This window comes from Clostridium thermobutyricum DSM 4928 (genome assembly GCF_002050515.1).
GTDB lineage: Bacteria > Bacillota > Clostridia > Clostridiales > Clostridiaceae > Clostridium > Clostridium thermobutyricum.
The window spans coordinates 72,640-98,715 of record NZ_LTAY01000081.1; the positions used below are offsets into that span (position 1 = coordinate 72,640).

The following is a 26,076-nucleotide window of genomic DNA, read 5'->3' on the forward strand; positions in this document are numbered from 1 at the left end:
ATAACTCCTTATTATTTTTTCTCTAATTGATGTTTTCTATAGGTAAGGATAGCTAACTTTAATACTGTTGCTCCATCCATTTGCCCATATACATCTTTATCAATTACTGAATATGGTATATCTCTTGGTTTACAAATACTTTCTATAAAATCTACCTTGTGTGAAACTTGTGGTCCTATCATTACAACATCCCAATTATCTATTTCACTTTCTAAAGTATCAGCTGGAATTGCTATAAATTTAAAATCCTCTTCCTTTAACTTAGCACTTTCCTTTACAACCTTCTTCATATTTTGCATTAACATATTTGTTGAAAATCCACCTGCACAACATAATAAAATTCTCATTATTTATTTCCCCCTTGCACTTCAAATACTTCTATTAATGTTTCAATTAAATCTCTTGCTAATTGACTTGACATATAATGATCTTGAGCATGAACCATAAGCAATGAAACTGCTTGACTTTCCTTCTCTGGATCAAGTTCATCTGTTATTAATTTCGTTTGAATTTTATGAGCATCTAAATCTAATTGTCTTGATTCTTCTAATAATTTTTTTGCCCCTTCAAAATCCATAGTTTTTACTTTTTTTAATGCTTCAAAAGCCTTTCCTTTACTATCTCCTGCTATAGAGATAAGATTCATAATATCTAATTCTAATTGACTCATTTTTTATACCCCTTCCAAAAACCCAATACTTTGTTTATATTTTTCAATGTCAAAATTTTTAATTATTTCAACATATATATCAATCATATCTTGAATATCCTTGTTATTCCCTATTGAATAACCGCAATGACCATATCTAACAGGTAAACAAGTTACAACTGTTGGCTTACCTTCAAATACTTTGTGAGCTTCGCCTCCATCTGTTCCTCCTGTAGAAAACATATCTAATTGAATAGGCTTGTTTAACTTTTTAGCTGAATCTTTAACTAATTCAATTAAATTTCTATTTGGAACTAAAGTTCTATCAAAATGAGTTAACATCATCCCTTTTGAGATTTGTCTTTTATTTCTATGATCTCTTACAAATTCATTTGAGAAACATGCAACATCTACAACAAAAACTACATCTGGATTTATTTTATAAGCAGCTGTTTTAGCTCCTCTTATACCAACTTCTTCGCTACTTGTACAAGCTCCATAAACTATATTGGGATGTTCTTCATTTTTTAATCTCTTTATTACTTCTCCAATTACAAAACAACCCAGTCTATCATCAAATGCTTTTCCTACTACAGTATCTTTTACTTCAAACTCTTCAAATTCTGTTGTAAAAGTAACCATATCCCCAATTTCTATTCCAAGTCTATTTACTTCCTCTTCTGTTTCTGCTCCTATGTCTACATAAGGATTTATTCCCTTATCGTTTTCATAAGTAGCATTTAATATTCCACTTATTTTTTTTCCTTCTTTTGTTGTTATCCTTACCTTTTGCATAAACTTTGATAGTTGTTTAACACCGCCAACTTCCATAAGCATTATTTGTCCTTGCTTTGTTATGCTTCTAACCATAAAGCCAACTTCATCCATATGAGCACAAATCATTATTTTAGGTCCATCAGCTTGTCCAGTCTTCTTAAAAATTATGCTACCTAAATTATCAGTTAAAACTTCATCAGAAAAGTCTTTTAACTCTTTATGCATAATATTTCTTACTTCACCTTCATTAGCTGCAATTGCATCTGCATTGCTTAAATTTTTAAGAAATTCCTTGTTCATCTCTTTCTCCTATCATATATTAAATGCTTTTATAAACTCTTCACTACTTTGACATTTACTAATTTCATTTCTTTCTTCTTCATCGTTAATTAACCTAAATAATTTATTAGCTATTACTCTGTGTAAGTTTAAACTTCCTTTTTTCATTGCTATAAGAATTACTATAGTTATCTTTTTGTCTACCCATTCAATTGGATTATCAAAAACAGTTACACTTAACACATTTTTTTTAGCATTCATTTCAATTCCATGCGGAGCAGCTATATTATTTTTATAAGCTGTACTAAGCTTTTCTTCTCTTAATAATACAAGTTCTTCAAAATCTTCTGGAACAATATTCATTTTAATAAGCATTTTGGCTTCTTCACTTAAAAAGTTTTTATAATTAATGTCTTTTCCGCCTTTTCTTCTTTTAAAAAGAACATCATCTAGTTTTTCTTCTATTTCACCTTTTTGAACACTTATATCTTTTTCAATCTTGCTAACTAAATCTTCTAATTCATTTTCATCAAATAAATTATTTATTTTAAAGATAGGATATTTTAAATCTAAATTTAAATCTAAATTTGTTATTAGAAAATCATATTTATTTTCTATTATTCCTTCTAAATTAAAAGGAGTGTAATTATCAATAACTGTATTTCCAAAAACCTCTTCTAGTCTTATTTTTAGGAAATATTCTATCCCTCCGTCACTAGGACATACTATTGCAATTCTCTTTATATTTTTAAGTGCTTTTAGCCTTGCTTTCTCAAAATGAGTTGCAAAATGTATTGCTATAAAAGCTATTTCATCTTTTAAGAGATTCATATTCCATCTCTTACAAAATTCATCTGTAAAATTAACTACTATAGACACTATTGCTGAATACCTTGTATTAACCTCATCAAAATAAGGATTCTTTAATTGTGTATTAGTTCTAGCTCTATCAATTAATGCACATAAATGAATCAATAAATTATTTTGAAGTTCAATATCACTTGAAAAGTTCGTATAACTAACTTTATCAATATTTTCTAAAATATCTTCTATATCTCGTTTTGCCTTCATTTTTATTTCATCATTTTGTGAAACAACTTTAGATTTATAATATATTTGTGAAGCTAAATAACTTACTTCTGATTTTGGAACTTCTATATTAAAATCAGATCCTATACTATTACAAATTTTTAAAGCTATTTCTTCAAATCTATAATCTAAACATTTGTCATACTCATTTAATTTTATAAAATTTTTATTATTGAATCTTAATGTTAAAATTTTTAAATGACAAAAAATATTTTCAATTGCTAAGTTACTAATTTTAATTTTGTTTTTAACAATTTCTTCTATAAAAATCTTTTTTATTTTTCCAAAGGTTTGTAAGTTTCTTTCATTTTCAATTAACAAATCTCTATTATTACTATATAAATAAGTAGATAAAGATTTTCTTATTGTTATTTCATCATTTATAATCTTTAATCCAAAATTAGATTTTCTTTTTAAATCTAATCCTAAGAATTTCAACTTTTTCTCTACTGCTTCTAAATCTTTTATTATTGTACTTCTACTGTATCCTATAACTTCTGCTATATAATCAATAGTTATATAATCATTACTTATCAATAGTATTTCTAATATTTTATTTGTTCTTTCTTCTAATCCAAAATTAATATCTGCTTCAAAAAAGCTATTCATTTTTTTAATATATTTATTAAATTTCTCATCATTATTAATTTTTAGACTATACCCTTTTCCCCTAATGTTGATTACCTTAAATCCATTAATTTCTCCTGATTTGTTTAGTAAATTTATTTCTGTTCTAACAGTTCTATCAGAAACATTTAGCATTGAAGCCATGCTTTTCACGCAAACGTTTTCTTTAGACTTAAGCATATCTAATATTAGTTTTTCTCTCACCCTTACTCACCTTCTATTATGGATTTTAATAACTTGTTTTTCCATTACCAAATCCTTGTCTTTATTATAACTTTCTTAATTATATAAGAACAGTTCATCTTTTTCCACTTAATTTGGAAAAAAAGTAATGAATTGTATTAAAGGCTGCCTAATATAATAGACAGCCTTCTTATTTTATTTCGAATATTTAATTGTATTATATTAATTAAATGATTTATAAAAACTTCCTTTTTTATTTATTATATTGTCTATTTTAGAAAATGGTATTTTAAAAGTTATAAATCCAGCTGAATATGGACCTATTTCATATGGTGGAAAATAAATATATAAATTTTCTTTATCTATATAAAAACCTTGATCAAATCTTACTGTTTTAAATGTATCCTTAAAAACATATTCATATTTTTTATCTTCATCTATCATTTCTTTAATTATTTTATTTATATCTGAAACCCAATATATACTTGGAATAAAAAGATCTGATAAATTATAGAATTCTCCTGTAATTAAATTTATACTTGGAGTTTTTAAAATAGGCATTCCATGAGCTGCTCCTAAAAGATAATAATATCCTGTAAGATTTAAAACAAGTAAATCTTTATTAAAATATTTTATAGAAAAATCTCCAAAATAATCATAATTTAATACATCATCTTTATTTATAATTAACTCTTTTGTTTGCTTTTCATCATTAATTGGAATAAACAGAGACATCTCTTTTAATTTTTTATTTATGTTATTTTGTACTTCTTTATTTTTTACTCCTTTTATTACTGGGACATAAATTAAGTAATTAATATTTGGCTTATATTTAAATTTAAGAACACTATATTGTTTATCGAGCTCAATTAAATCATTTGGCTTATAAATAATTTTTTTATTTTTATCTAAATAATATGGAGAATAATCTATATCTGCATAAATAAGATTATCTTTTATAATTAATTGTCCACTTCCACTAACTATAGGAAGTCTTATATCTTTTTCCCCTAAAGAATTTATAAAAAAAGTATTTTCTTCATCTGATGCATATGCTAATCCATCTTTATAATTTCCTACATCTAAATATAAAAAATCAGTTAACTTATTTCCTTTTGTATCTCCAATAGCATAAATATTTCTTTTTATATTCTCATCTTTTCCTATCCCCATTCCTAATGCTACTCTTTCTTCTCCTAATTGTCTTATATCACTAAAAATAGGTTTATAAACATATTTCCCTTGTTTATTTATTGCCCCAAATGGTCCATTAAACTCTCCTTCTTCACTGACTACAGCTAATCCATCTACAAAACCATTTGCAGTTTTATAAATAGGTTTTATTACCTCATTTCCATCTTTATCAATAAAACCATATAGTCCTTCTTTATTTTGAAATACCATTAATCCATCTCCATATTGAGAAACAAAACTATATTTATAATTATTAATAATATTTCCCTCTTTATCTATTAAGCTGTATTCATCTTCATTAAACTTAACAATAGCTACTCCTTCATTAAAATCATTAGCTAAAATAAGTTCTATCTTTACTCTTTCATTTCCATCAGCATCTATATAGCCATATTTAGAATCACCATTTTTTGTTGGTAACCCAACAACTGCTCTACCTTCATTAAAATTCCCAACAAAATTATAATTTCTTTTAGTTATTATATCTCCTTTTTCATCTATAGCTCCCATAATCTCTCCTTTATTAAAAGAAGCAGTCTTTTCTATAAAATCACTTATATAATCATATATTGGCATAATTTTATATTCACCTTTAGTATTTATAAGACCCCATTTATTATTTTCTTCAATTACTGCAAATCCCCAATTATTAAAATCATATGCAGTAGTAAACTTAGGCTCTATAATCATCTTTCCTGTTTCATCTATATATCCATAAAGGTTTCCTTCTTTAGTATTTTTAAGTGCTGGATAAAGTTTTGGTGTTTTATCTATTGCCATATTTCTTAAATATCTTTTAAATTTATTTTTAATATCTCTCATATTTTTCTCCATTAAAATATTAACACTAATTAATATATGCATAAAAAAGTCCTAGGCTACATCAAAGTGTATCCTAGGACTTCTTTACATCATTCTAAATTCTTCTAGCTCTAAAGTTTCTCCAAAAGTAGTTATATAAAAAATAAGAAATACATCCTAAAATTTAAGATGTATTTCTCATATGATTTATATATTTAAGTGTTAAAATAGGCTACTAAAAAAATTTTTAATTTTATTTATTTTAGAAATTATCCAATTTAAGAAACCACTTTGTGTACTACTGCTTGAAGTATTATTATTTTCTACTTTATTTGATTCCTTTTGGTTACCTTCAGTTTGCTTTATTTCTTTATTTGTATTATCAGCTGATTTCACTTCTGATTTTATGTCCTTTGATGTACTATCAGTTGTTTTTGATTCTACTTTAGTTCCATTTTGTGTATTTTCAGTTGCTTTTGAATCTTTTGAGGTATTTTCTATTGTTTTAGCCTCTGATTTAGATACTGCTTTATTTTTTTCTATATTATTATCTGTATTAGCTTTAGTAGAATCTCCTTTAGGGCTTTGTGTATTTATAACTTCTTTTTTAGGTTCTACTGTAGGATTAACTTCAGTTCCTACCATATTTATTTCTGCTATTGTTGCTAATCCACTTACCCCTTTAACAATTTCTAATTTAATATATTTGCATTTTACATTATCTAAATTTATAGTTTGAACACTTCTATCTCCATTTTTATAATCGAAAGTTCCACTTGCAGCTTCTGTAAAGTTTTTACCATCTAAACTTGTATAAAGTTTATATTCTAGAATATTTCCATTTGTATTTCCTGTTTGTCTTGGAAGATATAAAATTTGTTGTAAGCTATATTCTTTATCCAATTTTATTTCTACATAAGGATGTTTATCAGAACCATTCCAAATATTTTGCCAAGTAGTATCTGGATTTCCATCTAATATATTATTTATTGAATATGTTGTATCATTTTGTTCTGTTGAATATCCTGCTATAGACATATTCTTTTGTGAAATAACATTTTTTATTAAACCAAAACCTTCTAAACTATTTAATAGATTTTTTGCAGTTTCTTTTTGGTCAGGACTTTCATTTATAGAAAGTGCATTTTTTATATTGTCTATAAAATCATTATATTGATTTTGGCTACCATAATTTAATATTTCATTTTTTATTTGTAAAAGTAAATCTGTCATTGGCATTGGATAATCTTTTAAAGAATTAATTATTCCATTGCTAACATTTATATAATCTTCTACATTTGTATCTTTTTCTGATTTTAATAAATTTATTTTATCTAACCATGCACGAACATTTAAAGGCTGAACTTCTATTGCCTTATTTATTAATATCATTTTGTTTTCATTTGAGCTTTGTGAATTTGCCATCCATAAATATTCATTTGATTTTCTTAAATTATTGTCATCTGCTTTTTCATATAATAAATCATAATTTACTACATTTCCGCTAGTTGCTATTCCTTTTGACCAACCACTCATATCTGATCCAGTACTTTTTGACCAACCAAATATATTGTTTCCAATAGTCCAAACTTTATTGTCATTATAATAAATAAATGCAGCATGTCCTGGTTGTCCAACTAATCTTGCAGGTAAACCAAATACTTGACATGCAATACTTCCTAATTCAGAAGTTGAACCACAAACTCCACCATTACGCCAAACATTTAATATAGTTGGATTTTTTCCATAGAATCCACTTTGGAATACACTTTTTCCATCATAAGTTATATTGTAATGTATTGTATATGCAATATCATTTATATCCTTTATATTTATAAAAGCATTATGATTTTGCATTATTATTGCTCTTGCAGTTGCTATTTCTGAATTTGGTAATCTAGTGTCAACAATATAAGTTAAATGTGAAACATCTAATGTTTTAAATATTGGTAACATTCCACCTTCTGAACTTAATGTTTCAAATATATTGTATCTTTCTACTGGACTTCCAACTGATCCACTACATGGCCATGCTGGAATTGGAGTTGCATTTGCTAAAGCTACTGCTATTGCAAGTTTTAAATTAAATCCACTTCTAGAATTTGTGTATGTGTTCCAAATATTTGACCAAACTTGTAGAGCATCTAAATCTGTTCCTCTTTTTTGTCCTGGTTCTAGATTTGTTCCATCTGGACTTGGTCCATTTAAATATTCTGTTAAAGCTGTATTATTATTTAATAACCAATTTATAAAATCCTTATTACTTTCACTCTTATTAAAGAAATCTTGAAGGTTTTGAACACCTACTCTATCAATTAATTCTTTTTGAAGTAAAGAACTTTGAACTTTTCCAGTTATTAAATCATTTATATTATTTAAATTTATATTTTTTACATTTAAATTATTATTTAATCCATTTACATAAGAACTTATTTCATTTGAATTAGTTAAATTTACTCCATTTGCTCTTGTATTTTCTTTTACTAAGCTTAAATTATTTTCATTATTAGCACTTACTACATAATCTCCATTACTTTCTGTGTTTGAGCTAACTTTAATATTAAATTCTTGTCCGTTTATTTCTAATAAAATAGTATAGTTTTCTCCTTCTTTTATTTCATTTAAAAAGTTAGAGCTTATAATTCCTTGTAGTTCACTTTGTCCATTTTCATTTAAGCTTTGTGTTTCGTTTGAATAAACAACTTTTCCACTTGAGTCTTTTACTATAATTTGTTTATTTCCATTTAGTATATCTTTTGATTGTCCTTTAGCTAAAACAGAATTTACTACTAAGTTTCCGTTATCCCAATAAACATTTGTAGTATTCGCTTGTTTTCCAAAATTAACTTTAACTAATCCATCTTTAGTTATTTGGAAGTATTCCCATTCTCCAGATATATTTCCTAAAGCCTGAGTTCCATTTAAAATTACTGGTTTAGAAATTTTATTATTATAGGAAATTCCAATTATATCTCCATAATTAAAGCTTTTACCACCTAAAGCTTCTTGTAAACTGCTTGTACTTCCATTATTTATTTCTGATGATAAAAGTTCTTCTCCATTAGAATTATATAATTTTATATTTAAATAATTTTCTTGTCCATTTCCAAAACTATTTGTATAATTGTTAACTTCTATTCTCATTGTATATGGATTAAATATTATATTAGATTGTATTTTTCCGTACCAACCATCATTGTTATAAAGATTTATAGAGCTTTTTTGTAAATTTATATCTTTTTCTAATTTTGGTTTAACTATTGTATTTATATATCCTTTTGCTGAAACAATTATTTTTGTATCTTGATTAAATCCGTTACTACATTCTATTTTTATATTAAAGTTTCCATTTTCATCTGCTTTTCCACTAAAAACTTTTCCATCCACTGTTACATTAACATCTTCATTAGGGCTAACCTTCCCTGTAAGACTTGTACTTGTTACTTTTTCTCCACCTAAAATATCTAACCCGTTAACATTGATAAATTTATCTTGTATACTTTCTAACCCTTTGTTTGTAATAACAAAATCTTCCCTTTGTCCTGTTGTATTCCCTATTTGTTTATTATCATTAAAAACATTTGCTTTTATTAATCCTTGAGTATAAGAGATTTGAACTATATCTCCCATATTAAATGTTTTTCCATTTATACTGTTTATAAATCCATCTAAATCATCAATTTTATTTGATGTGAAATTATAAATAACCTCCCCATTATTAGGATTAATTATTTTTATATCTAAATCATTTCCATAAAAAGTTCCTGTATATGTTTTATCAAGAGGTTCCTTGGTTGCTGAAATAGTTTTTTGTAATGGATCAAATGTAATATTACACATTGGTATATTTGTATCATTCACCACTTCAATTCTATTTTTTACAATGTTATAAATATTAGTATCATATTGAACCTTAACTGGCATTGCATTATCTTTATTTACATATACTCTTATAACTGAACCAACTGTAATATCACTTGTTGGTATTGTTGTAGTAAAATCACCATTTTCATTTGATTGAACTATTTGATTTTTATTATTAAACCAAATATTAACTTTAGTGTTTGGCGTAGTCTTACCACTTACTTGTGTAGTGCTTTGTCCTGTATATAAAATAGGATTTACTTTTAAATCTTTATTTTGTATCTCTTCTAAACCTGATTTAGTTATTTGGAAATATTCTGTGTTTCCAACACAATTTGTTTTAAGAGCTCCATTTACATTTTGAACACTTGGCTCTCCTATTGAAAGTCCAACTTCTTGATTAACTGAAATAGCGATTATATCTCCATAATCAAAGCTTGTATTATTAATCTCTTTTACAAATTCATCAGTTTTTCCTTCTTGAACATTTATATCCTTTAAAGCTTGTCCATATTTATTTCCAATTAATTTTATATTGAAATAATTTAATGTGCTTGTACCAAATATACTATTTTCAGCATTTGCATTTATTTTCATATTTATAGGATTAAAAGTAAGCTTTACTGCATTTCTCTTATTTGCATTTTTAAAAGTTATAGAGCTTTTTGATATTTGAAGTCCTGTACTTACTCCTGGTGTAATTTCAACTGGAATATGGTTTTCTTCTGAAACAATAATTTTTGTATTAATATTAAAGCCTTCTGAATCATTTATTTTTATATTATAGTTTCCATTAGCATCAGCTTGTCCAAAAAATTCTTTATTATTAACTGTTACTTTTAGCTTTGCATTAGGATTAGCTTTACCTGTAACATTTGTTTCTGTTATTTTATTTGAAGTTAAAATATTTAATGGATTTACAGTTATATCACCATTTACTTTTTCTAATCCATCTTGTGTTATTTTAAAATATTCTTCATTACCAGTTGTATTTCCTATATTATTATTGTTATTTAATACATCAACTCTTGTTTGTGATTTATCAAAACTAATTCCTATAACATCTCCATAATTAAAGCTTTGATTGTTTAACATAGCATCTAAAGTTTTTGTTGTATCATTTCCTTTTATAACTTCTGATTTTATTATTGATGAATTTTTTAAATTATAAAGAGAAATTTTCATACATTGTGTTTCTGTATGACCTAAATATGGATTATACCCAGAAACACTCATCTCTTTAGTTAGAGGATTAAAGCTTACGATTCCTGATAATGTTCCCCACCAATTATAAATATTTAACTTACTAGTAGCTAATTTATATTCATTTGTATTTATTACAGATTTAATTGTTTCTTCCATAGCTCCTTCTGGTTGAATACCTATATCAGAACCACACTTTATATTGATTGGTAAGTTATATGAAAAATCTCCATTGCTATTTGAAGTTGTATTATAACTTTTTCCATCTGCTATAATATAAACTTTCTTATTAGCTTCTGTGTTTCCTGTAACTACTGTTCCATTTGTTCCGTACACTGCCTTTAAATTTTTAGTTTCATTTTTTACCGGTTTTAATCCATCTTTTTCAATTTGAACATATATTGTATCTTTTGATTTTTCTTGCCCATTTAAACTCATAAATAATCCATTAGATTGGATTTTTAAATAATCTCCATATTTAAATGTTAAGCCTTTAATATAACTATTAAATTGGTTATTAGTATTTGCACCTTTGAATATTTTTGTGCTTTCTACTGTTCCATCATTATTATATAAAGTTACTGTATAAACATCTGCCCAAGTTGCACCACAAAAATATATTGGATTACTACTTGTTGTTGAAGTAAATTTCATAGAATCAGGATTAAATCCTAAAGTTAAAACTTTATATATTCCTCCCCAGTTTCCATAAAGAGTTATATTAGAATCCTTTAATGGAATTGATTTACTAACATTTTCTTCAGTATTAATAGTTTTGTTAGCTTCTACATTAACATTTTTACTAGCTTCTACTTGAACTGGTTTATTACTTAAAGTGGTTGCATAGCTGCTTAATGCAGGTGTTATTGAATAACTTGTTACTGCAGCTATACATATTACAGACATTATTTTTTTCTTATTCATTTTTTCATCTCCTTAAAATAAAAATTCTAAATACAAAATTTATTACCCTAAAGATTCCAATCCATTTTGGCAAAAAAATATAGACTAGCCCCGAAAGATAGTCTACTAATCAAAAAGATTAAAACTTTTCGGCAACTGGCTGACATAGTTTAAAACTTTAGTCCCTTTAGCTTTGCGTCCCAAGGTTTCCCAAGGTTTGCCTATTAAATTTCTAAAAAAATATTATCATATACTTATGTATAATTTTTTAATATAAATATAAATTTACTTTACAAATGTTATTTAACTTATAGAAAATTTATTATGACTGTATTTTAATTAAATTATATTTTTAAAATTTCTGTATTCTAATTTATTAAAATAATGTACTGAATAGATAAATTTAATTTTGCTAACAATAACTAAAACATTAAAATTGGAGTGAAATTTATTTATGAATATAAATAGTATCATGGAAAAAATAATATTAATAATGGATTGTATAGCAATTATTATTCTTATTTTTGGTGTAATTTTAGCTACATATTATTTTACTAAAACAAGCTTAAAAACTAAAAATTTAAATTTACTTTCTCAAAATAATAAAACTTTGCGTAATCAACTTGCTTCATACATTTTATTATCTTTTGAAATTTTAATAGCTAGTGATATAATTCAGTCTATTGTAAAACCTGATTTAAAAGATATTCTTGTTTTAGGTGCGTTAGTTATTATAAGAACACTCATTTCTTATTTCTTAGATAAAGAAGTTCAAAATTCTAAATAATTATATAGATATAGTAAAGCATTTTTATTTTTTACTCTATGGTATATAATATTAAAAGAATATATTAGCGGGGAGGATTTTTTTATGAATAATACATTAACTGAAGAAAATATAAAAAAATTAAGAGAAGAATTAGAATATAGAATGACTGTAAAAAGAGCTGAAATAGCAAAAGAAAAATTAGTAGCAGCAGCTCATGGAGATAGATCAGAAAATGCTGAATACAAAGAAGCTTGTGCTAACTATAGAGAAAATGATAATAGAATACAATATCTTTTAACTATGATTTCAACTGCAACTGTAATTGATGATAGCACATTAGATAAATCTGTTCTTGGAATAAACAGCAAAGCAAGAATTAAATTTGTTGAAGATGATGATGAAGTTGTAGTAACTTTAGTAACAACTCTTGACTTAGACCCTGAAAACATGCTTATTAGTATTGAATCTGATTTAGGTAAAGCTTTATCAGGTAAAAAGGTAGGAGATGTAGTTAAAGTAGAAGCTCCTGGTGAAGATTATACAGTTGAAGTTTTAGAAATCTTATAAAGAAAACCACGATATTTATCTTATCGTGGTTTTTTCTTAATTAAAAATTCTTCTATTTTATCTATGGCTTTTGTTCTACTAAATAAATCTAAATGAGTTGATACTTTCACTCTTTCTAATTGTGCTTTTTTAATATTATTTTTAAAGCTTTCAATATGCTCTTTTAATATTATTTCTATTCCTGCATAAATCAATAAAGTATCACAATTTATCTTTCTTAAATCTTCTTCCTTAGTATGCTCATCTCTCGTTATTAATAAGACTCTATATTTTACATCTCTAACAAACTTTATAAAACTAAATATTGTTAGCACAAAAGATGCTATACCAAGCCACATCATAAAAAACTTATTCATTCCTTTAGGACTATAATTAGGTGATAATAATATAATCTTATTAATTCTATCTTGCATTCTTATTGCAACTCTATAAGCTATATTTCCACCATCACTATAACCAATTATATTTACATTATTCAAATTTAATTTTTCTATAAATTCAACAACATCATTACTCATATCTTCTAAAGTATATTCTTTTCCTTCATGCTTAGTTAATCCATGTCCCCTACTATCTATAGCATAAATTTCAAATCTATCTTTAAATCTATTTATGATTTTTTTCATGTTTTTACTATTTTGACTGTTTCCATGTAAAACTATAAGTGGTTCCCCTTGTCCTATTTTATAATATGTCATATTTATTCCATTAACATATATTTCTCTTTTGTAATCCGATATCTTAATGGTGTCCACCTTCTTAAATTAAAATTATTCTTTCCATTCATCCATATCAAAGTAGAATTTAACACTATTTACTCCACTTTCAACACCAAAATTACTATTATGAATTTCTAAAATTCTTTTTACTATTGAAAGTCCAAGCCCCGTTCCACCAAACTTTTTATTTCTTGATTTTTCTTTTCTATAAAATGAATCCCAAATTCTTGAAAGTTCATCCTCATTTAAAGAAACTCCAAAATTTTCTATACTAAATATATATTTTTCTTTTTCTTTTTTTATATCTATATTTATATTTTCATTTTCTGGACTGTACTTTATAGCATTAGTTAAAAAATTCTGTACAACTTGAGTTATTCTTTTTTCGTCCCCTATTACTACTAATTCATCATAATTATTATGATTTATAGTTAATGATTTTTCTTTTGCAATACCTTTTAACTTGTCTATTTCTTTTAATACAACTGCACCTAAATCAAAAGGTTCTTTATTAAGCTTAAATGTTGGTGATTCTAGTTTAGAAACTTCTAACATTTCCATAACTAATTCATTTAATCTGTTTGTTTCCTCTAAAATATCATTATATACATTTTCAGAATACATTCCACTTTTTATTCCATTTATATTTCCTTGAATTATAGTTATAGGTGTTTTTAATTCATGAGAAATGCTACTTATAAGCTCTTTTCTTTTTTCTTCTTGAATTCTTTGTATTTCCATTTCACTTTTTAACTGCTTATTTGCATTTTTTAAATCATTTAAACTTTCCTCTAAGTTGCTAGATATTAAGTTTAATGCACCTCCTAACTCTCCTAATTCATCTTCACTTTTAACTTTATATTTATCTGTAAAATTACATTTAGATATTTTTTTTGCTATTGAACTCATTTCAATTAAAGGTTTTGTTAAAATTTTTGAATATATAAATGAAATTACTACAACTACCAATAATGCTACTAAGAATACTATTAAATAATAATTGTTCATAACTCCTAAAACAGCATTTACTTCTGCTAAAGGTGATACTGCTATTATATATCCATTATTTATTTTTTTACTTCCAAGTAAGAATTCATTTATACTATTAGGTATTTTTATTTTACCTATATATTCATTATTTAAATATATATTTCCCTTGTCAACATTTTCTAGATACATTCCTAAATTACTAATTGTGAAATATCCTGGGCTTTCATCTATTTTATCTTCTACAGTCCCATTTAACTCTACAATATTTTTTGTATTTATTGATGATGTTTTATCAAGTACTACTTCTGGAATAAGTGTATAACTTGAATTAATATCATGTCCATTTATATGAATTTCAAGTGGAATTACATATCCATATTTATCTATAATTCCATAGACAGTTATTTTATCATTTTTCTTTACTTCTATATTAGAAATTTGATCTAATAGCACTTTATAAATCTTTCCTGTAGAACTTCCTTTTACTTCAATATATGAACCTCCCATATAAGATTCCATTCCTACTTCTGTTTTAAAGTTAGAATTCATCAATGAAATATCTACATTTTCTTTTCTCTTTATATTTTGTATATAATCCATTATGTCTCTTGGATTATTATTTGTTTCTAAAAATTTATTAAAATTATTTATTTCATTTTCTAAAATTTTCTTTTCTTCATTATAATAATATTTCTCAAAATATAGAGCTTGAAATATAAGCTGGCTTACTATTATGCAAATTAAAACAATTAAGTTCATTAAGAAAATTTTAGATGATATACTTTTTTTTATAAACTTATTCAACTTCAAATTTATACCCCACACCGAAGACAGTTTTTATACAATAGGATTTATGTTTTAAGCTTTTTCTTAATTTTTTTATTTGAGCATCTACAACTCTCGTATTCCCAAAATAATCATATCCCCATTTTTCTTCTAATAGCTTTTCTCTTGATATAACTATATTTTTATTTTCCATTAAGTACTCTAAAACTTCAAATTGCTTTAGTTCGCACTCTACCTCTTCATCATCTATATAAACCTTAACTTTAAGCTTATCTATCTTTACTCCATTGTATTCTATAATATCTTTCTTTTCCTTTACTTCATGTAACATAAAATCAATTCTATCTAAAAGAACTTTTACTTTTGCAAGTAAAATTTCTAAGCTAAATGGCTTACTAATATAATCATCAACCTTTAATTCATATCCCATTAAAACATCTTCTTCACAAGCTCTAGCTGTAACCATTATTACTGGAACATTAGATTTTTTTCTTATCTTTCTAAGAACAGTAAAGCCATCTATACCAGGAAGCATAACATCTAAAATAATAAGGTCAATATCATCATTAAACTTTTCTATTGCTTCTAATCCATCCATTGCTTTAATAACATTAAATCCATTAAATTTAAAATAATCACAAATCATTTTATTTATTTTTACTTCATCTTCAACAACTAAAATAGTTTTATTTTTCATGCTTTCCCTCCATTATTATAATATTTTAATAACATAATAACTTAAAAAATTTCTTATTTAAATACATTAAAACTAAATTTAACCATTAAAATAATATTTTTCTTTTTAGTATTAGTAATATAATTATAACTTTATATAATAGTAAAATTGTGATTATAGAGTATAAAAGTTATGACTTATTTATGACTTATAAAAAAGCACATATAGATAAATCACTCTCTACATGTGCCTTAAATTATTTTGTATATTTTAAAATTATATCTCTTAATAAGCTAACAACTTCTTTTCCCGCTTTATCATTATAATATTTAGAGAATCTTTCATCCATAACATACATTTCTGCAAGTCCTCTATGAGCTTCTTTTTTGTAAGTTGGCCATGAAAAACTTAGCCATTTTTTATGATTTTCATAAACATTTTTTGCTGCTTTTGAATCTAAATCTCCATTTTCATATACTTTTAATAAGTCTTTAAACATCTCATTTTCTGTTTCATTCATTAATTTAAACTCTTCTTCTGTAAGATTTAGAAACTTCTTATTAGATTCATCTACAACCTTATCTCCATATTTTTCTCTTATTTCTTTTCCATACTTTTGTTCATTAATATTAACTTTTTCTTTTTTAAACCCTTCAAACTTTTCTTTATCTGTCATATCTATTTCTCCTTTATTATAAGCAATTGTCTTTTCAATATTTTCTATAAGTTTATCTAATTCATCTCTCTTAGAAATTAAGATTCTTTGTTGTTCTCTAAGAGATTTTTCCATATCAAAATTAGGATTTTGAATTATTTCTTGTATCTTTTCTAGTTTCATATCCATAGCTTTATAAAACATAATTCTTTGTAATAAATTAACTTCTTTTTCTCCATAAATTCTATATCCTGAAGAATTTATTCTACAAGGTTTTAATAATCCAATTTGGTCATAATATCTTAGTGTTCTAGTACTTACACCTGCTATTTCTCCTAATTTTTTGATTGTATATTCCACTCTTAGCACCTCCTATAAATCTTATAATAAAGGATTACGTAATGATAAGGTCAATAGTTATTTTATCTATCTTTAAATAATTTCTTCTATTTATATAGAGTTTTAATTCTATAATTATAAAAATCCTCTTTTATAAATTATAAAAAAATTCTACTAATATACAAAATCTTATTGTCTATAAGACCACTTATAAGTTCCTCTATATTGATTTCTATTTTGAGAATTTCTAAAATATCTTTCTAAGTATTCTTCTATATCACTATCTGGACTACTATATTCTCCATAGCTTGGGGCATTATATTGACCTCCATAACTTGGAACACTATAATCACCACTTTCTCCACTGTTTGAATAATTTTCAGTTGAATTTGATTTATTTTCTACTTTATAATTTTCAATATTATTTATCATTTCTCTAACTTTTGCTATTTTAATTGAAAAGCCCATTCCTTCAATATTTTCTCCACTTTTCTTTGCTGTGTTTACTCCTATTATTTCTCCTTTTAAATTTATTAAAGGACCTCCACTATTACCAGGATTTATTGCAGCATCTATTTGAATAAACTCTTTTTGTTCTCCATTCATAGAAACTGTTCTACTAGTTGAACTTATTATTCCCTTTGTTACAGTTCCTGAAAATTCTTTTCCTAAAGGATTTCCTATTGTTATAACTTCTTGTCCTGCATTTAAATTATCATTTTCTGCTAATTTAGCTATTCCTGGCATCTCTACACTATCATCTACATCTAATATAGCTAAATCATCTTTTTCATTAACTGCTATTACTTTTGCACTAACTTCTTTTCCATTACTAAATATAACAGATACTTTACTAGCTCCTTCTATAACATGATAATTTGTAACTATATTTCCATCCTTTGAAACTATAAACCCAGTTCCTACTCCTTGTTGAACACTACTATAACTATTAGTTCCTCCTGTAGTAACTTGGACTGTAACTACAGCTGGAGAAACTTTCTTTACAATTTCTTCTGTGCTTAAATTTCCACTTGTACTATTTGAACTATTCTCATTTGAATTATTATTTGTATTATTTTCATTATTTTTATTTACATTACTATCGCTTTCATTTGAATTTTTCTCTTCATTTTTAGAAGCACTTTCCTTTTCATCATTACTATTATTCACATCATTAATTTGTGATGAATACTTAATACCTGTAATATCTTTTTCTTCTTTTTTATTTAAATATTGATTTCCTAAAAATCCACCACAAAATGAAAGAGCTGAAGCCCCAATAACTATACACATAACCATTTTATTTCTTTTACTCATAAAAACAACTCCCTCTTATTTTCTATGATGTTATTATAAAAATCTTCTATGAATTTAAAATGCTTATGTTATGACTTTTAAATGACTTATTAAAAAAAGACTAATTAGGAAATCCTAATTAGTCTTTTCTTTTATTAATCAAATATTATTTAATCTTCTTATAATCTTTATTAATAAAAACATAATTTTATAAATTAAAACTTATTTTATTAAATATTGATTCTTTTAAATATATTTTATTCTTCTTCAAGATATAATTCTTCTGCATCATGGTCATAATAGAATAGTTCAGCATATCTTCCCCAGTCTATTACTATATCCATCATTTTTTCTATTTCATCTGCACTGAAATATTTTTTAAATAATTCTTTGAAGAATTCTTCTTTCATTTTATGATTTGCTTTGTTATTTAAAACATTTAATATAAGCTTAAATGTTGATATTTGTTCAACTCTCTCTTTAAATAAATCTTTACTTTCATCTTTATCTAGCTCAACAAACTCTTTTCCTAAAGGAGTTATAAATATATCCCCTTCTTTAACTTCTGCAAATCCTAACATAGATATTCCTTCTATATTAGGGAATAAGTCATCTATCTCCATTAAAAGGTCTCCCCCTAATTGATAGATATCCATTTTTCCACCATTATCATCTATAAGCTCTAAAAGCCCTTCCATAACTCCAACATGTGAATAAGGTATTGCAACTGGCTTTTCTGAAACCTGCTTTTTACCTCTATCTTCTGAAGTTACAACTTGTTCCTCTTCATCATTATTTTCAAGCTTACCTTCTATCATTAGCTTATAAACCTTATCTACTAATTTTTCAAATTCAGGTGATTTTCTGTTTCTTGGATGAGGAAGATCTATTTTTATTTCTCCTGCAACATGTGTTGGTTTTTTGCTAAGCATTATAATTTTATCAGCCATAAGAACAGCTTCTTCTATACCATGAGTAATCATTATTATACTCTTAATTGGCATTCTTTTTTCTTGCCAAAGATCAACTAATTCAGTTCTTAAGTTTTCTGCTGTTAAATAATCAAGAGCTGAGAAAGGTTCATCTAAACATAAAAGTTTTGGTTGTACAGCTAATGCTCTTGCAAATCCAACCCTTTGTCTCATACCACCTGAAAGCTCTTTTGGATAAGCTTCTTCAAATCCATCAAGACCTATAAGACTTATAAGTTCTTCTGCTTTTTCTCTTGTATACTCTTTTGGGAATCCTTTTACTTTTAATCCTATTTCAACATTTTCACGAACTGTCATCCATGGATATAAAGCAAATGTTTGGAATACTATTGCAGCTGATGAACTTACATCAGTAACCTCTTTTCCATCTAATATAACTTCTCCTTCATCTGGTTTTATAAGACCTGTAGTTATTCTAAGAAGTGTGGATTTTCCTGAACCTGAAGGACCTAGAATAGCTACAAATTCTCCTTCATTTATTGTTAGATTTACATTATCTAAAGTTGGTTTTTCTGAATCTCCAAAATATTTAACTATATTATTAACTTTAATAAATTCTTTTGCGTTCTTCATAATTACACACCTCTTTCTTATAATTCCATTTTAAATTTTTCTTCTGCTAATCTATATAATCTGTTCCAAACTATTTTATTAAATGCAACAACTACAATTGCCATTGTAAGAGTTGATAATAATAGCATTGCAAAATTTCCTGATGCTGTTGATTCTGAAATTAAAGCTCCAAGACCAACTGTAGTAACTGTTTTTCCACCAAAAGTAACATATTCAGCTACTATACTTGCATTCCAACATCCACCAGCAGCTGTTATCATTCCTGTTACTAAGTAAGGGAATATTGCTGGTAAAATTAAAACTTTCCATTTCTTTATTCCTGTTATACCAAAAGTTTTTGCTGCTGCTTTTAAATCTTCTGGTATAGCCATAGCTCCTGCTATAACATTAAATAAAATATACCATTGAGTTCCCATAAGCATAAGTATTACAGCTGCTATATTTAATCCACCAATTTTATTTATTAAGAATAATAATAATACTGGGAATAATGCTGTTGCTGGAACTGATGCTGCTATTTGAACTATTGGTTGTAATATTCTTGCTAATTTTTTATTTAATCCAATTGCAACTCCAACAGGGACTGTCCAAATTATAGCAATAATTTGTGCTGCTAAAACTCTTAAAAGAGTAGCTCCAACTGCTGGGAATATTTCTAATATCTCATCCATTGATAATTTCATAATAAGCTTACTTGCATTAATTGCTGCATATAAAAATACAATTATTGCAACTATTCTAATAATCCATTTAATAACAATTCCAGATTTGTTATTTACTTTTTCTTTTTTCTTAACATTTCTCTTATTTATTACTTGATCTAGTTTTTCTCCAAATATTGAAGCTATAGGTTTAAATATTTTTTCAACTAAAAATCCTATAACAGCAGATCTTCTTAAAAGAGTTAATAATGCTGAATGAGGAACTTCTGTTTGAGTAAGTTCCATTTTAAATTTATCTGCCCAAACATTTAAAGGCTTCCAAATTAATTGGTCTAATAATATTATTACTATAATTAATGATATAATTCCCCAAAATAAAGCTTTCATATTTCCTTCATTTGCTGCAACTTGAAGATATGAACCTATTCCAGGAAGTGCATAAGTTTTTCCGTTCATTGTGAACATTTCACATGTCATTAGGAAGAACCATCCTCCTGCCCATGACATCATACTGTTCCAAACTAATCCCATCATTGAGAAAGGCACTTCAAGTTTTCTAAATTTTTGCCACTTATTTAATCTAAAAACATCTGATGCTTCGTCTAGGTCTTTAGGTATTAATTTTATTGAGTTATAAAAACTAAAAGTCATGTTCCAAGCCTGACTTGTAAATATAAGAATTATGCTCGCAAGTTCAACTCCTATATTGTATTTTGGGAATAATGCCATAAGTCCTAATAAAACAGCAGGTAAAAATGATAATACTGGTATTGATTGTAGTATATCAAGTATGGGAATCATTATCCTCTCTGCTTTTTTATTATGAGCTGCAATATGCCCGTATATTAATGTAAATATTAAAGATAATAAATATGCTGCTGCCATTCTTCCAACAGATTTTAGCATATATAATGGTATAGCACTTATATTTGTAGATATGCTACTTCCAACATCAGTTGGTTTTATATCTCCATTTATAGCTGGTGTTAAAGCTATATATAATAGAACTGCAATACCTAAGAAAATAAGTACATCAATTACTCCAAATTTTCTGTTCACCATTGATTTTTCCATATTCATAACAAATCATTCTCCTTTACTTTTTTCTTTCAGCTACTACCACCTTCTTCTGCGTCCATAACTCATTCCTCCTAACATATATCTTTTCCTAGTAATAGTTTTTTATAAATTTAAACAAAATTAAAGGGTTTTTAGAAATAGTCTAAAAACCCAAAACAAACATAATAAATCTTGTAATATGGTTTTAGCACTATATAGCTTTGAGCTTAACTCAGCTACGTTAAGTAAAGCCTTAACTCGGCAATACCTGTTGACTCATTGGCATCTTTCGATGTTTCTGAGCAGTAGCATTTATCTGATATAGGAGCCTCCCCTAATATATTAAATTTTTCAATTGAATGTTTTTGAAAGTGATTTAAATCAAACTTTCATATTGATTATAGTTTGTGAAAATTCTAATGTCAATGTATTATTTTATCATTCAATTACATAATTTAAGCTTATTTGATTTAATTTAGTAATTATTTTATTGAATTTTTATCAATAAAAAACACTTTTTACTAAAATAATTTTTAATTTATAAGTTTATTTTTAAAAATTTTAACATTTAGATTTTGTTTTGAAACATTATTTACTATAAATATAAATATTAAAATCAATATAAAATTTTTATTGACTAATTTGAACTTTATATTAAATTTTATTAAAGCATATAATAAATCCTAAATTCTTATTAATAACTAAAGTATTTCTTATATAGCATCACAATAATTCTTAATTTATACAATAAACTTTAATAAAAATAAAATACTTATATCCCCTCAAATACTTTAATATATAAAATATTTATCCCCCAATTAACTTTCTTACAAATTCTGTTTTAGGGTTTTCCCTTATTTCTTTTGGAGTTCCACTTTGTACTATTTCTCCATTATCCATCACTATTACTCTTGTTCCAAGCTTTAATGCTTCTCTAATATCATGAGTAATAAATACTATTGTTACATTGTACTCTTTATATATTTTATATATTTCATCTTGTAGTAATTTTCTTGTTATTTCATCTACTGCTCCAAAAGGTTCATCCATAAGTATTATATCTGGTTCTCCAACTAATGCTCTTGCAATTCCTACTCTTTGGCGTTGTCCTCCTGATAGCTCATTTGGATATCTATTTATAATCTCTTCATCTAATCCTACAATTTTTACTAACTTTTTTACTTTGCTTAAAATTTCTTCTTTATTTTCTTTTTTTTCTAGATTTAACGTATAAGAAATATTATTTTTTATTTTCATATGAGGGAATAATCCAACTCCTTGAATTACATACCCAATTTTTCTTCTCATATCTATTAAATTTATTTTTGAAATATCTTTTCCATCAACAAAAACATTTCCTTTGTTTGGTTTTATAAGTCCATTAATCATTTTTAATACAGTTGTTTTTCCACATCCTGAACTTCCTATTATAGTTAAGAATTCACCTTTTTTTATATTTAAACTAAAATCTTTTAATATATTTTTTTCTCCATAACTTTTAGTAATATTTTTAAAAACTATAGCATCATTTTTCATTAATCTTTCTCCTTAGAAAAACTTTATTTTATTATATTTTTTTCTTTTAAGAAATCTTGTGCAACCTTTACTTCATCTAGTCCTTCTGATTCAACTTTATAATTTAATTTTGCCATCTCTTCTTCTGTTATTATATTCTCCATTTTCATTAATGCCTTTTCTAATTCAGGATGTTTTTCTAAAACATCTTTTCTTACAACTGTTCCACAATAATATGTGTTATAGAAATTTTTATCATCTTTAAGAAGTATTACATCAGAAGTTGAAAGTTGTCCATCTGTTGTAAATACATTCATTACATCTATTTCTTTATTATTTATTGCTTTATGTTTAAGCCCTATATCTAAATCAACTGACTTTTTAAATTTAAATCCATAAGCTTTGCATAAAGCGTCATATCCATCTTCTCTTTCATAAAAATCATATTCTGCTCCAAAAGTTAATTCATTTGCATGTTTAGCTAAATCTGAATATGTTTTTATATTATATTTTTCTCCTATATCTTTTCTTACAACTAATCCAAAAGTATTATTAAATCCATATAAGCCTACCCATTTTAAATCATATTCTTTTTCATATTTTTCATTAAGCTCTTTATATAAAGTTTTATCATCTGGAATATCTTTTTCTTTTAAAACAAAGTTCCAACCTGTTCCAGTATATTCTGGATACATATCAAAATCTCCCTTTACTAAAGCTGGATGAATATTACTTGTTCCTCCACCAATTCCTTTTGTTATTTCAACTTCTAAATCTGTATCTTCTTCAATAATTTGTTTTAGCATTTCACTTAATATAAACTGTTCGGTCATTGGTTTGGTTGCTATATTTATAACTTCCTTTTCTTCTTTAGAAAAACATCCTCCTAAAGAAGCTATAAGTATAACTCCTAACACACCACCTATTAATTTTATAAATTTTTTCATTAACCTAGCCTCCATTTTCTTTTTATAAATCTCTCAATACTTCCTATAATAAAATCAAAAATTATTGCTAATAAAGCTATAAGTAAACTACCTGCTATAGTCATTATTCCATTGTTAGTTGTTATTCCTCTATAAATTGCTACTCCAAGGCCTCCTGCTCCAATAAAAGAAGCAATTCCTGCAAGAGCTATAGTCATTACAACCATATTTCTAAAACCTGCTAAAATTACTACTGATGCTAAAGGAAGCTTTACTTTATATAAAATTTGAAATTTTGTACTTCCCATTCCTTTTGCAACTTCTATTATCTCTGGACTTATATTGTCTATTCCTGTATAAGTATTTCTTATCATTGGCAATAAAGCATATAAAGAGAGAGCAATTACAGCTGTTGTATTTCCTATTCCTGAAAAAGGAATTAAAAAACCTAAAAGAGATATTGATGGAATTGTATAAACAAAGTTTGTAATTCCAAGAATAAATGGTGAAGCTTTTTTATACTCACTTATAAAAATACCTATTAATCCCCCCAAAATAGTTCCTATTATAATTGCCATGCCTGCTATCTTTAAATGTTCTATAGTTAGTTCTAAAAAGAAATCAAACCTATTTGTATAAAGCTCCATTAATTCTTTAACCATAATTTTTCTCTCCCTCTTTTTAATCATTCTTTATCATATTTATTCTTTTAAATAAAAAAAAATTCTCTAAATTTAATTAGAGAATTCTTCTTTGTTATCAAAAGCTTTCTTTCTTAAAATTATAAAAATAAAGGTTACTAAAAGAGACATACAAAGTAAACCTATAAATAACATTTCTTTATTTAATTCATATATATAAGCTGCAATTATTGGACTTATAGCATATCCTGCTGATTCTGATGCTCCTACAAATCCAAAAACAATTCCTTTTATATTTTCATTTTCTCCAAACTCCAAAAGAGAGTTTTGAAGCGCTGCATTTAAAAAAGTGGCTCCTAAAAAATAAATTATAATTATTCCTGTAAATAATATTTTACCTCTAATCATAGATAGGGATAAAAGAGAAATGTTCATAACCATAAAAGATAAAAATAATTGTTTTTTAACTCCTATTTTATCACTACTCCAGCCTCCAACTGGTGCAAACAATCCAAATACAAAAAGATAAATTGATATTATACAGGAGGTGTAAAAATCTGTTCCATGTAAAACTTCTTGCCCATAAAAAGGAAAAATTGAAACTACACATCCATAAATAAAATCTCCTAAGAGAGCTATAGATCCTAATAAAATTATTCTTGGAAAAAGCTTATGTTTTTTTATCTCATTAAAGATTACTTTTGACCTACAGGGAATTTGTTTATTTTCATTTTTACATTCTTTTATAAATTTTTCTTTTTTCTTTATTTTAAATATTAAAAATATTAATGATAAAAATATACCTGCAGATGCTAAAGCGAAAACAGTGTTATAACTATTTAATTTATAAGCTACAAAGCCTCCTATAATAGCTCCAATTCCTCCTCCAAGAGTAAATACTGCTGAAGCATATCCTGTACATTCTCCTCTTTTACTGGGTTCTAAAGACCTTGATAAAATAGAGAAAGTTGGAGGTGCTGCAATTCCAAGTACTGCTCCTTGTACAATATAATTTCCCTCTGCAAAAATATTATTACTAGTGATTATGTATACAATTGGGACAAAAGCCATAAGCCCTAAGGCAATAATTAATAATAACTTATCCCCAATCCAATCTGATAAAGCTCCAAAAGGAATTTGTGTAAGTGCTTTTCCAACTCCATATAAAGACATGACAATTCCTATAATCATTGTGCTTATCCCTATAGATGAAAAATATAAAGGAATTATTGGAATCATAAAGCTATAACTTATTCCAAAAATAAATCTTAAAGTACAAAAGTTAAATAATTCTTTTTTCTTAAATAGGATATTATTTTTTATATTCATAATAACCTCCTAA

At 25.8% G+C, this 26,076-nt stretch carries 19 protein-coding genes and 2 riboswitches; of the genes, 2 read left to right on the forward strand and 17 right to left on the reverse strand.

What is annotated here, in order from left to right; translation table 11 throughout:
- Nucleotides 1-11 precede the first annotated feature (11 nt).
- The 6 genes from CLTHE_RS13870 to CLTHE_RS13895 form a co-directional block, all read right to left on the reverse strand.
- Nucleotides 12-347, reverse strand: a complete 336-nt coding sequence (locus CLTHE_RS13870) for a PTS sugar transporter subunit IIB (protein WP_080023978.1) — start codon at nucleotides 345-347, stop codon at nucleotides 12-14.
- Nucleotides 347-670, reverse strand: a complete 324-nt coding sequence (locus CLTHE_RS13875; RefSeq protein WP_080023979.1) for a PTS sugar transporter subunit IIA — start codon at nucleotides 668-670, stop codon at nucleotides 347-349. Before CLTHE_RS13875 ends, CLTHE_RS13870 begins: the two co-directional genes overlap by 1 nt.
- Before the next feature lie 3 nt (nucleotides 671-673).
- The gene (ypdE, locus tag CLTHE_RS13880) at nucleotides 674-1,726 is read right to left on the reverse strand and encodes an aminopeptidase (protein ID WP_080023980.1); all 1,053 of its coding nucleotides are present in this window, start codon (nucleotides 1,724-1,726) and stop codon (nucleotides 674-676) included.
- Between the two features lie 12 nt (nucleotides 1,727-1,738).
- Nucleotides 1,739-3,625 (reverse strand): BglG family transcription antiterminator, encoded by a 1,887-nt coding sequence (locus CLTHE_RS13885; RefSeq protein WP_080023981.1) that lies wholly within the window; start codon nucleotides 3,623-3,625, stop codon nucleotides 1,739-1,741.
- A gap of 201 nt (nucleotides 3,626-3,826) precedes the next feature.
- Nucleotides 3,827-5,620 (reverse strand): WG repeat-containing protein, encoded by a 1,794-nt coding sequence (locus tag CLTHE_RS13890; protein ID WP_143324084.1) that lies wholly within the window; start codon nucleotides 5,618-5,620, stop codon nucleotides 3,827-3,829.
- Between the two features lie 201 nt (nucleotides 5,621-5,821).
- Nucleotides 5,822-11,590, reverse strand: coding sequence for a discoidin domain-containing protein (locus tag CLTHE_RS13895; protein ID WP_080023982.1), 5,769 nt, complete (start codon nucleotides 11,588-11,590; stop codon nucleotides 5,822-5,824).
- 127 nt (nucleotides 11,591-11,717) lie between these two features.
- Nucleotides 11,718-11,801, reverse strand: a riboswitch (cyclic di-GMP riboswitch).
- A gap of 240 nt (nucleotides 11,802-12,041) precedes the next feature.
- Here CLTHE_RS13895 and CLTHE_RS13900 point away from each other — a divergent pair.
- Nucleotides 12,042-12,356: a DUF1622 domain-containing protein gene (locus tag CLTHE_RS13900; RefSeq protein WP_242945654.1), complete on the forward strand. Its 315-nt coding sequence runs from the start codon at nucleotides 12,042-12,044 to the stop codon at nucleotides 12,354-12,356.
- 84 nt (nucleotides 12,357-12,440) lie between these two features.
- Nucleotides 12,441-12,905, forward strand: a complete 465-nt coding sequence (locus CLTHE_RS13905) for a GreA/GreB family elongation factor (RefSeq protein WP_002598224.1) — start codon at nucleotides 12,441-12,443, stop codon at nucleotides 12,903-12,905.
- Between the two features lie 20 nt (nucleotides 12,906-12,925).
- Here CLTHE_RS13905 and CLTHE_RS13910 read toward each other — a convergent pair whose 3' ends face one another.
- The 11 genes from CLTHE_RS13910 to CLTHE_RS13960 form a co-directional block, all read right to left on the reverse strand.
- Complete coding sequence (locus tag CLTHE_RS13910) at nucleotides 12,926-13,603, reverse strand: alpha/beta fold hydrolase (RefSeq protein ID WP_080023984.1); 678 nt, start codon at nucleotides 13,601-13,603, stop codon at nucleotides 12,926-12,928.
- Between the two features lie 72 nt (nucleotides 13,604-13,675).
- On the reverse strand, nucleotides 13,676-15,424 hold the full coding sequence (locus CLTHE_RS13915) for a sensor histidine kinase (protein WP_080023985.1): 1,749 nt from the start codon (nucleotides 15,422-15,424) through the stop codon (nucleotides 13,676-13,678).
- Nucleotides 15,411-16,097 carry a response regulator transcription factor gene (locus tag CLTHE_RS13920; protein ID WP_080023986.1) on the reverse strand — a complete coding sequence of 229 codons (687 nt, stop codon included), beginning with the start codon at nucleotides 16,095-16,097 and terminating at the stop codon, nucleotides 15,411-15,413. Before CLTHE_RS13920 ends, CLTHE_RS13915 begins: the two co-directional genes overlap by 14 nt.
- A 235-nt stretch (nucleotides 16,098-16,332) precedes the next feature.
- Nucleotides 16,333-17,091 carry a MerR family transcriptional regulator gene (locus CLTHE_RS13925; protein ID WP_080023987.1) on the reverse strand — a complete coding sequence of 253 codons (759 nt, stop codon included), beginning with the start codon at nucleotides 17,089-17,091 and terminating at the stop codon, nucleotides 16,333-16,335.
- A gap of 168 nt (nucleotides 17,092-17,259) precedes the next feature.
- Nucleotides 17,260-18,387 carry a S1C family serine protease gene (locus CLTHE_RS13930; protein WP_080023988.1) on the reverse strand — a complete coding sequence of 376 codons (1,128 nt, stop codon included), beginning with the start codon at nucleotides 18,385-18,387 and terminating at the stop codon, nucleotides 17,260-17,262.
- Nucleotides 18,388-18,623: 236 nt separating this feature from the next.
- Entirely contained in the window at nucleotides 18,624-19,931 is a 1,308-nt protein-coding gene (locus CLTHE_RS13935) for an ABC transporter ATP-binding protein (RefSeq protein WP_143324085.1), read from the reverse strand.
- Nucleotides 19,932-19,948: 17 nt separating this feature from the next.
- The gene (locus tag CLTHE_RS13940; protein WP_080023990.1) at nucleotides 19,949-21,673 is read right to left on the reverse strand and encodes an ABC transporter permease; all 1,725 of its coding nucleotides are present in this window, start codon (nucleotides 21,671-21,673) and stop codon (nucleotides 19,949-19,951) included.
- 162 nt (nucleotides 21,674-21,835) lie between these two features.
- Nucleotides 21,836-22,001: riboswitch (M-box (ykoK) riboswitch) on the reverse strand.
- A gap of 458 nt (nucleotides 22,002-22,459) precedes the next feature.
- Complete coding sequence (locus CLTHE_RS13945; RefSeq protein ID WP_080023991.1) at nucleotides 22,460-23,188, reverse strand: ATP-binding cassette domain-containing protein; 729 nt, start codon at nucleotides 23,186-23,188, stop codon at nucleotides 22,460-22,462.
- A 23-nt stretch (nucleotides 23,189-23,211) separates the two neighbouring features.
- Nucleotides 23,212-24,114, reverse strand: coding sequence for a glycine betaine ABC transporter substrate-binding protein (locus CLTHE_RS13950; protein WP_080023992.1), 903 nt, complete (start codon nucleotides 24,112-24,114; stop codon nucleotides 23,212-23,214).
- Nucleotides 24,114-24,755 (reverse strand): ABC transporter permease, encoded by a 642-nt coding sequence (locus CLTHE_RS13955; RefSeq protein WP_080023993.1) that lies wholly within the window; start codon nucleotides 24,753-24,755, stop codon nucleotides 24,114-24,116. The genes CLTHE_RS13950 and CLTHE_RS13955 overlap by 1 nt, the downstream gene beginning before the upstream one ends.
- Nucleotides 24,756-24,827: 72 nt before the next feature.
- Nucleotides 24,828-26,063, reverse strand: coding sequence for an MFS transporter (locus CLTHE_RS13960; protein ID WP_080023994.1), 1,236 nt, complete (start codon nucleotides 26,061-26,063; stop codon nucleotides 24,828-24,830).
- Nucleotides 26,064-26,076: the final 13 nt, after the last annotated feature.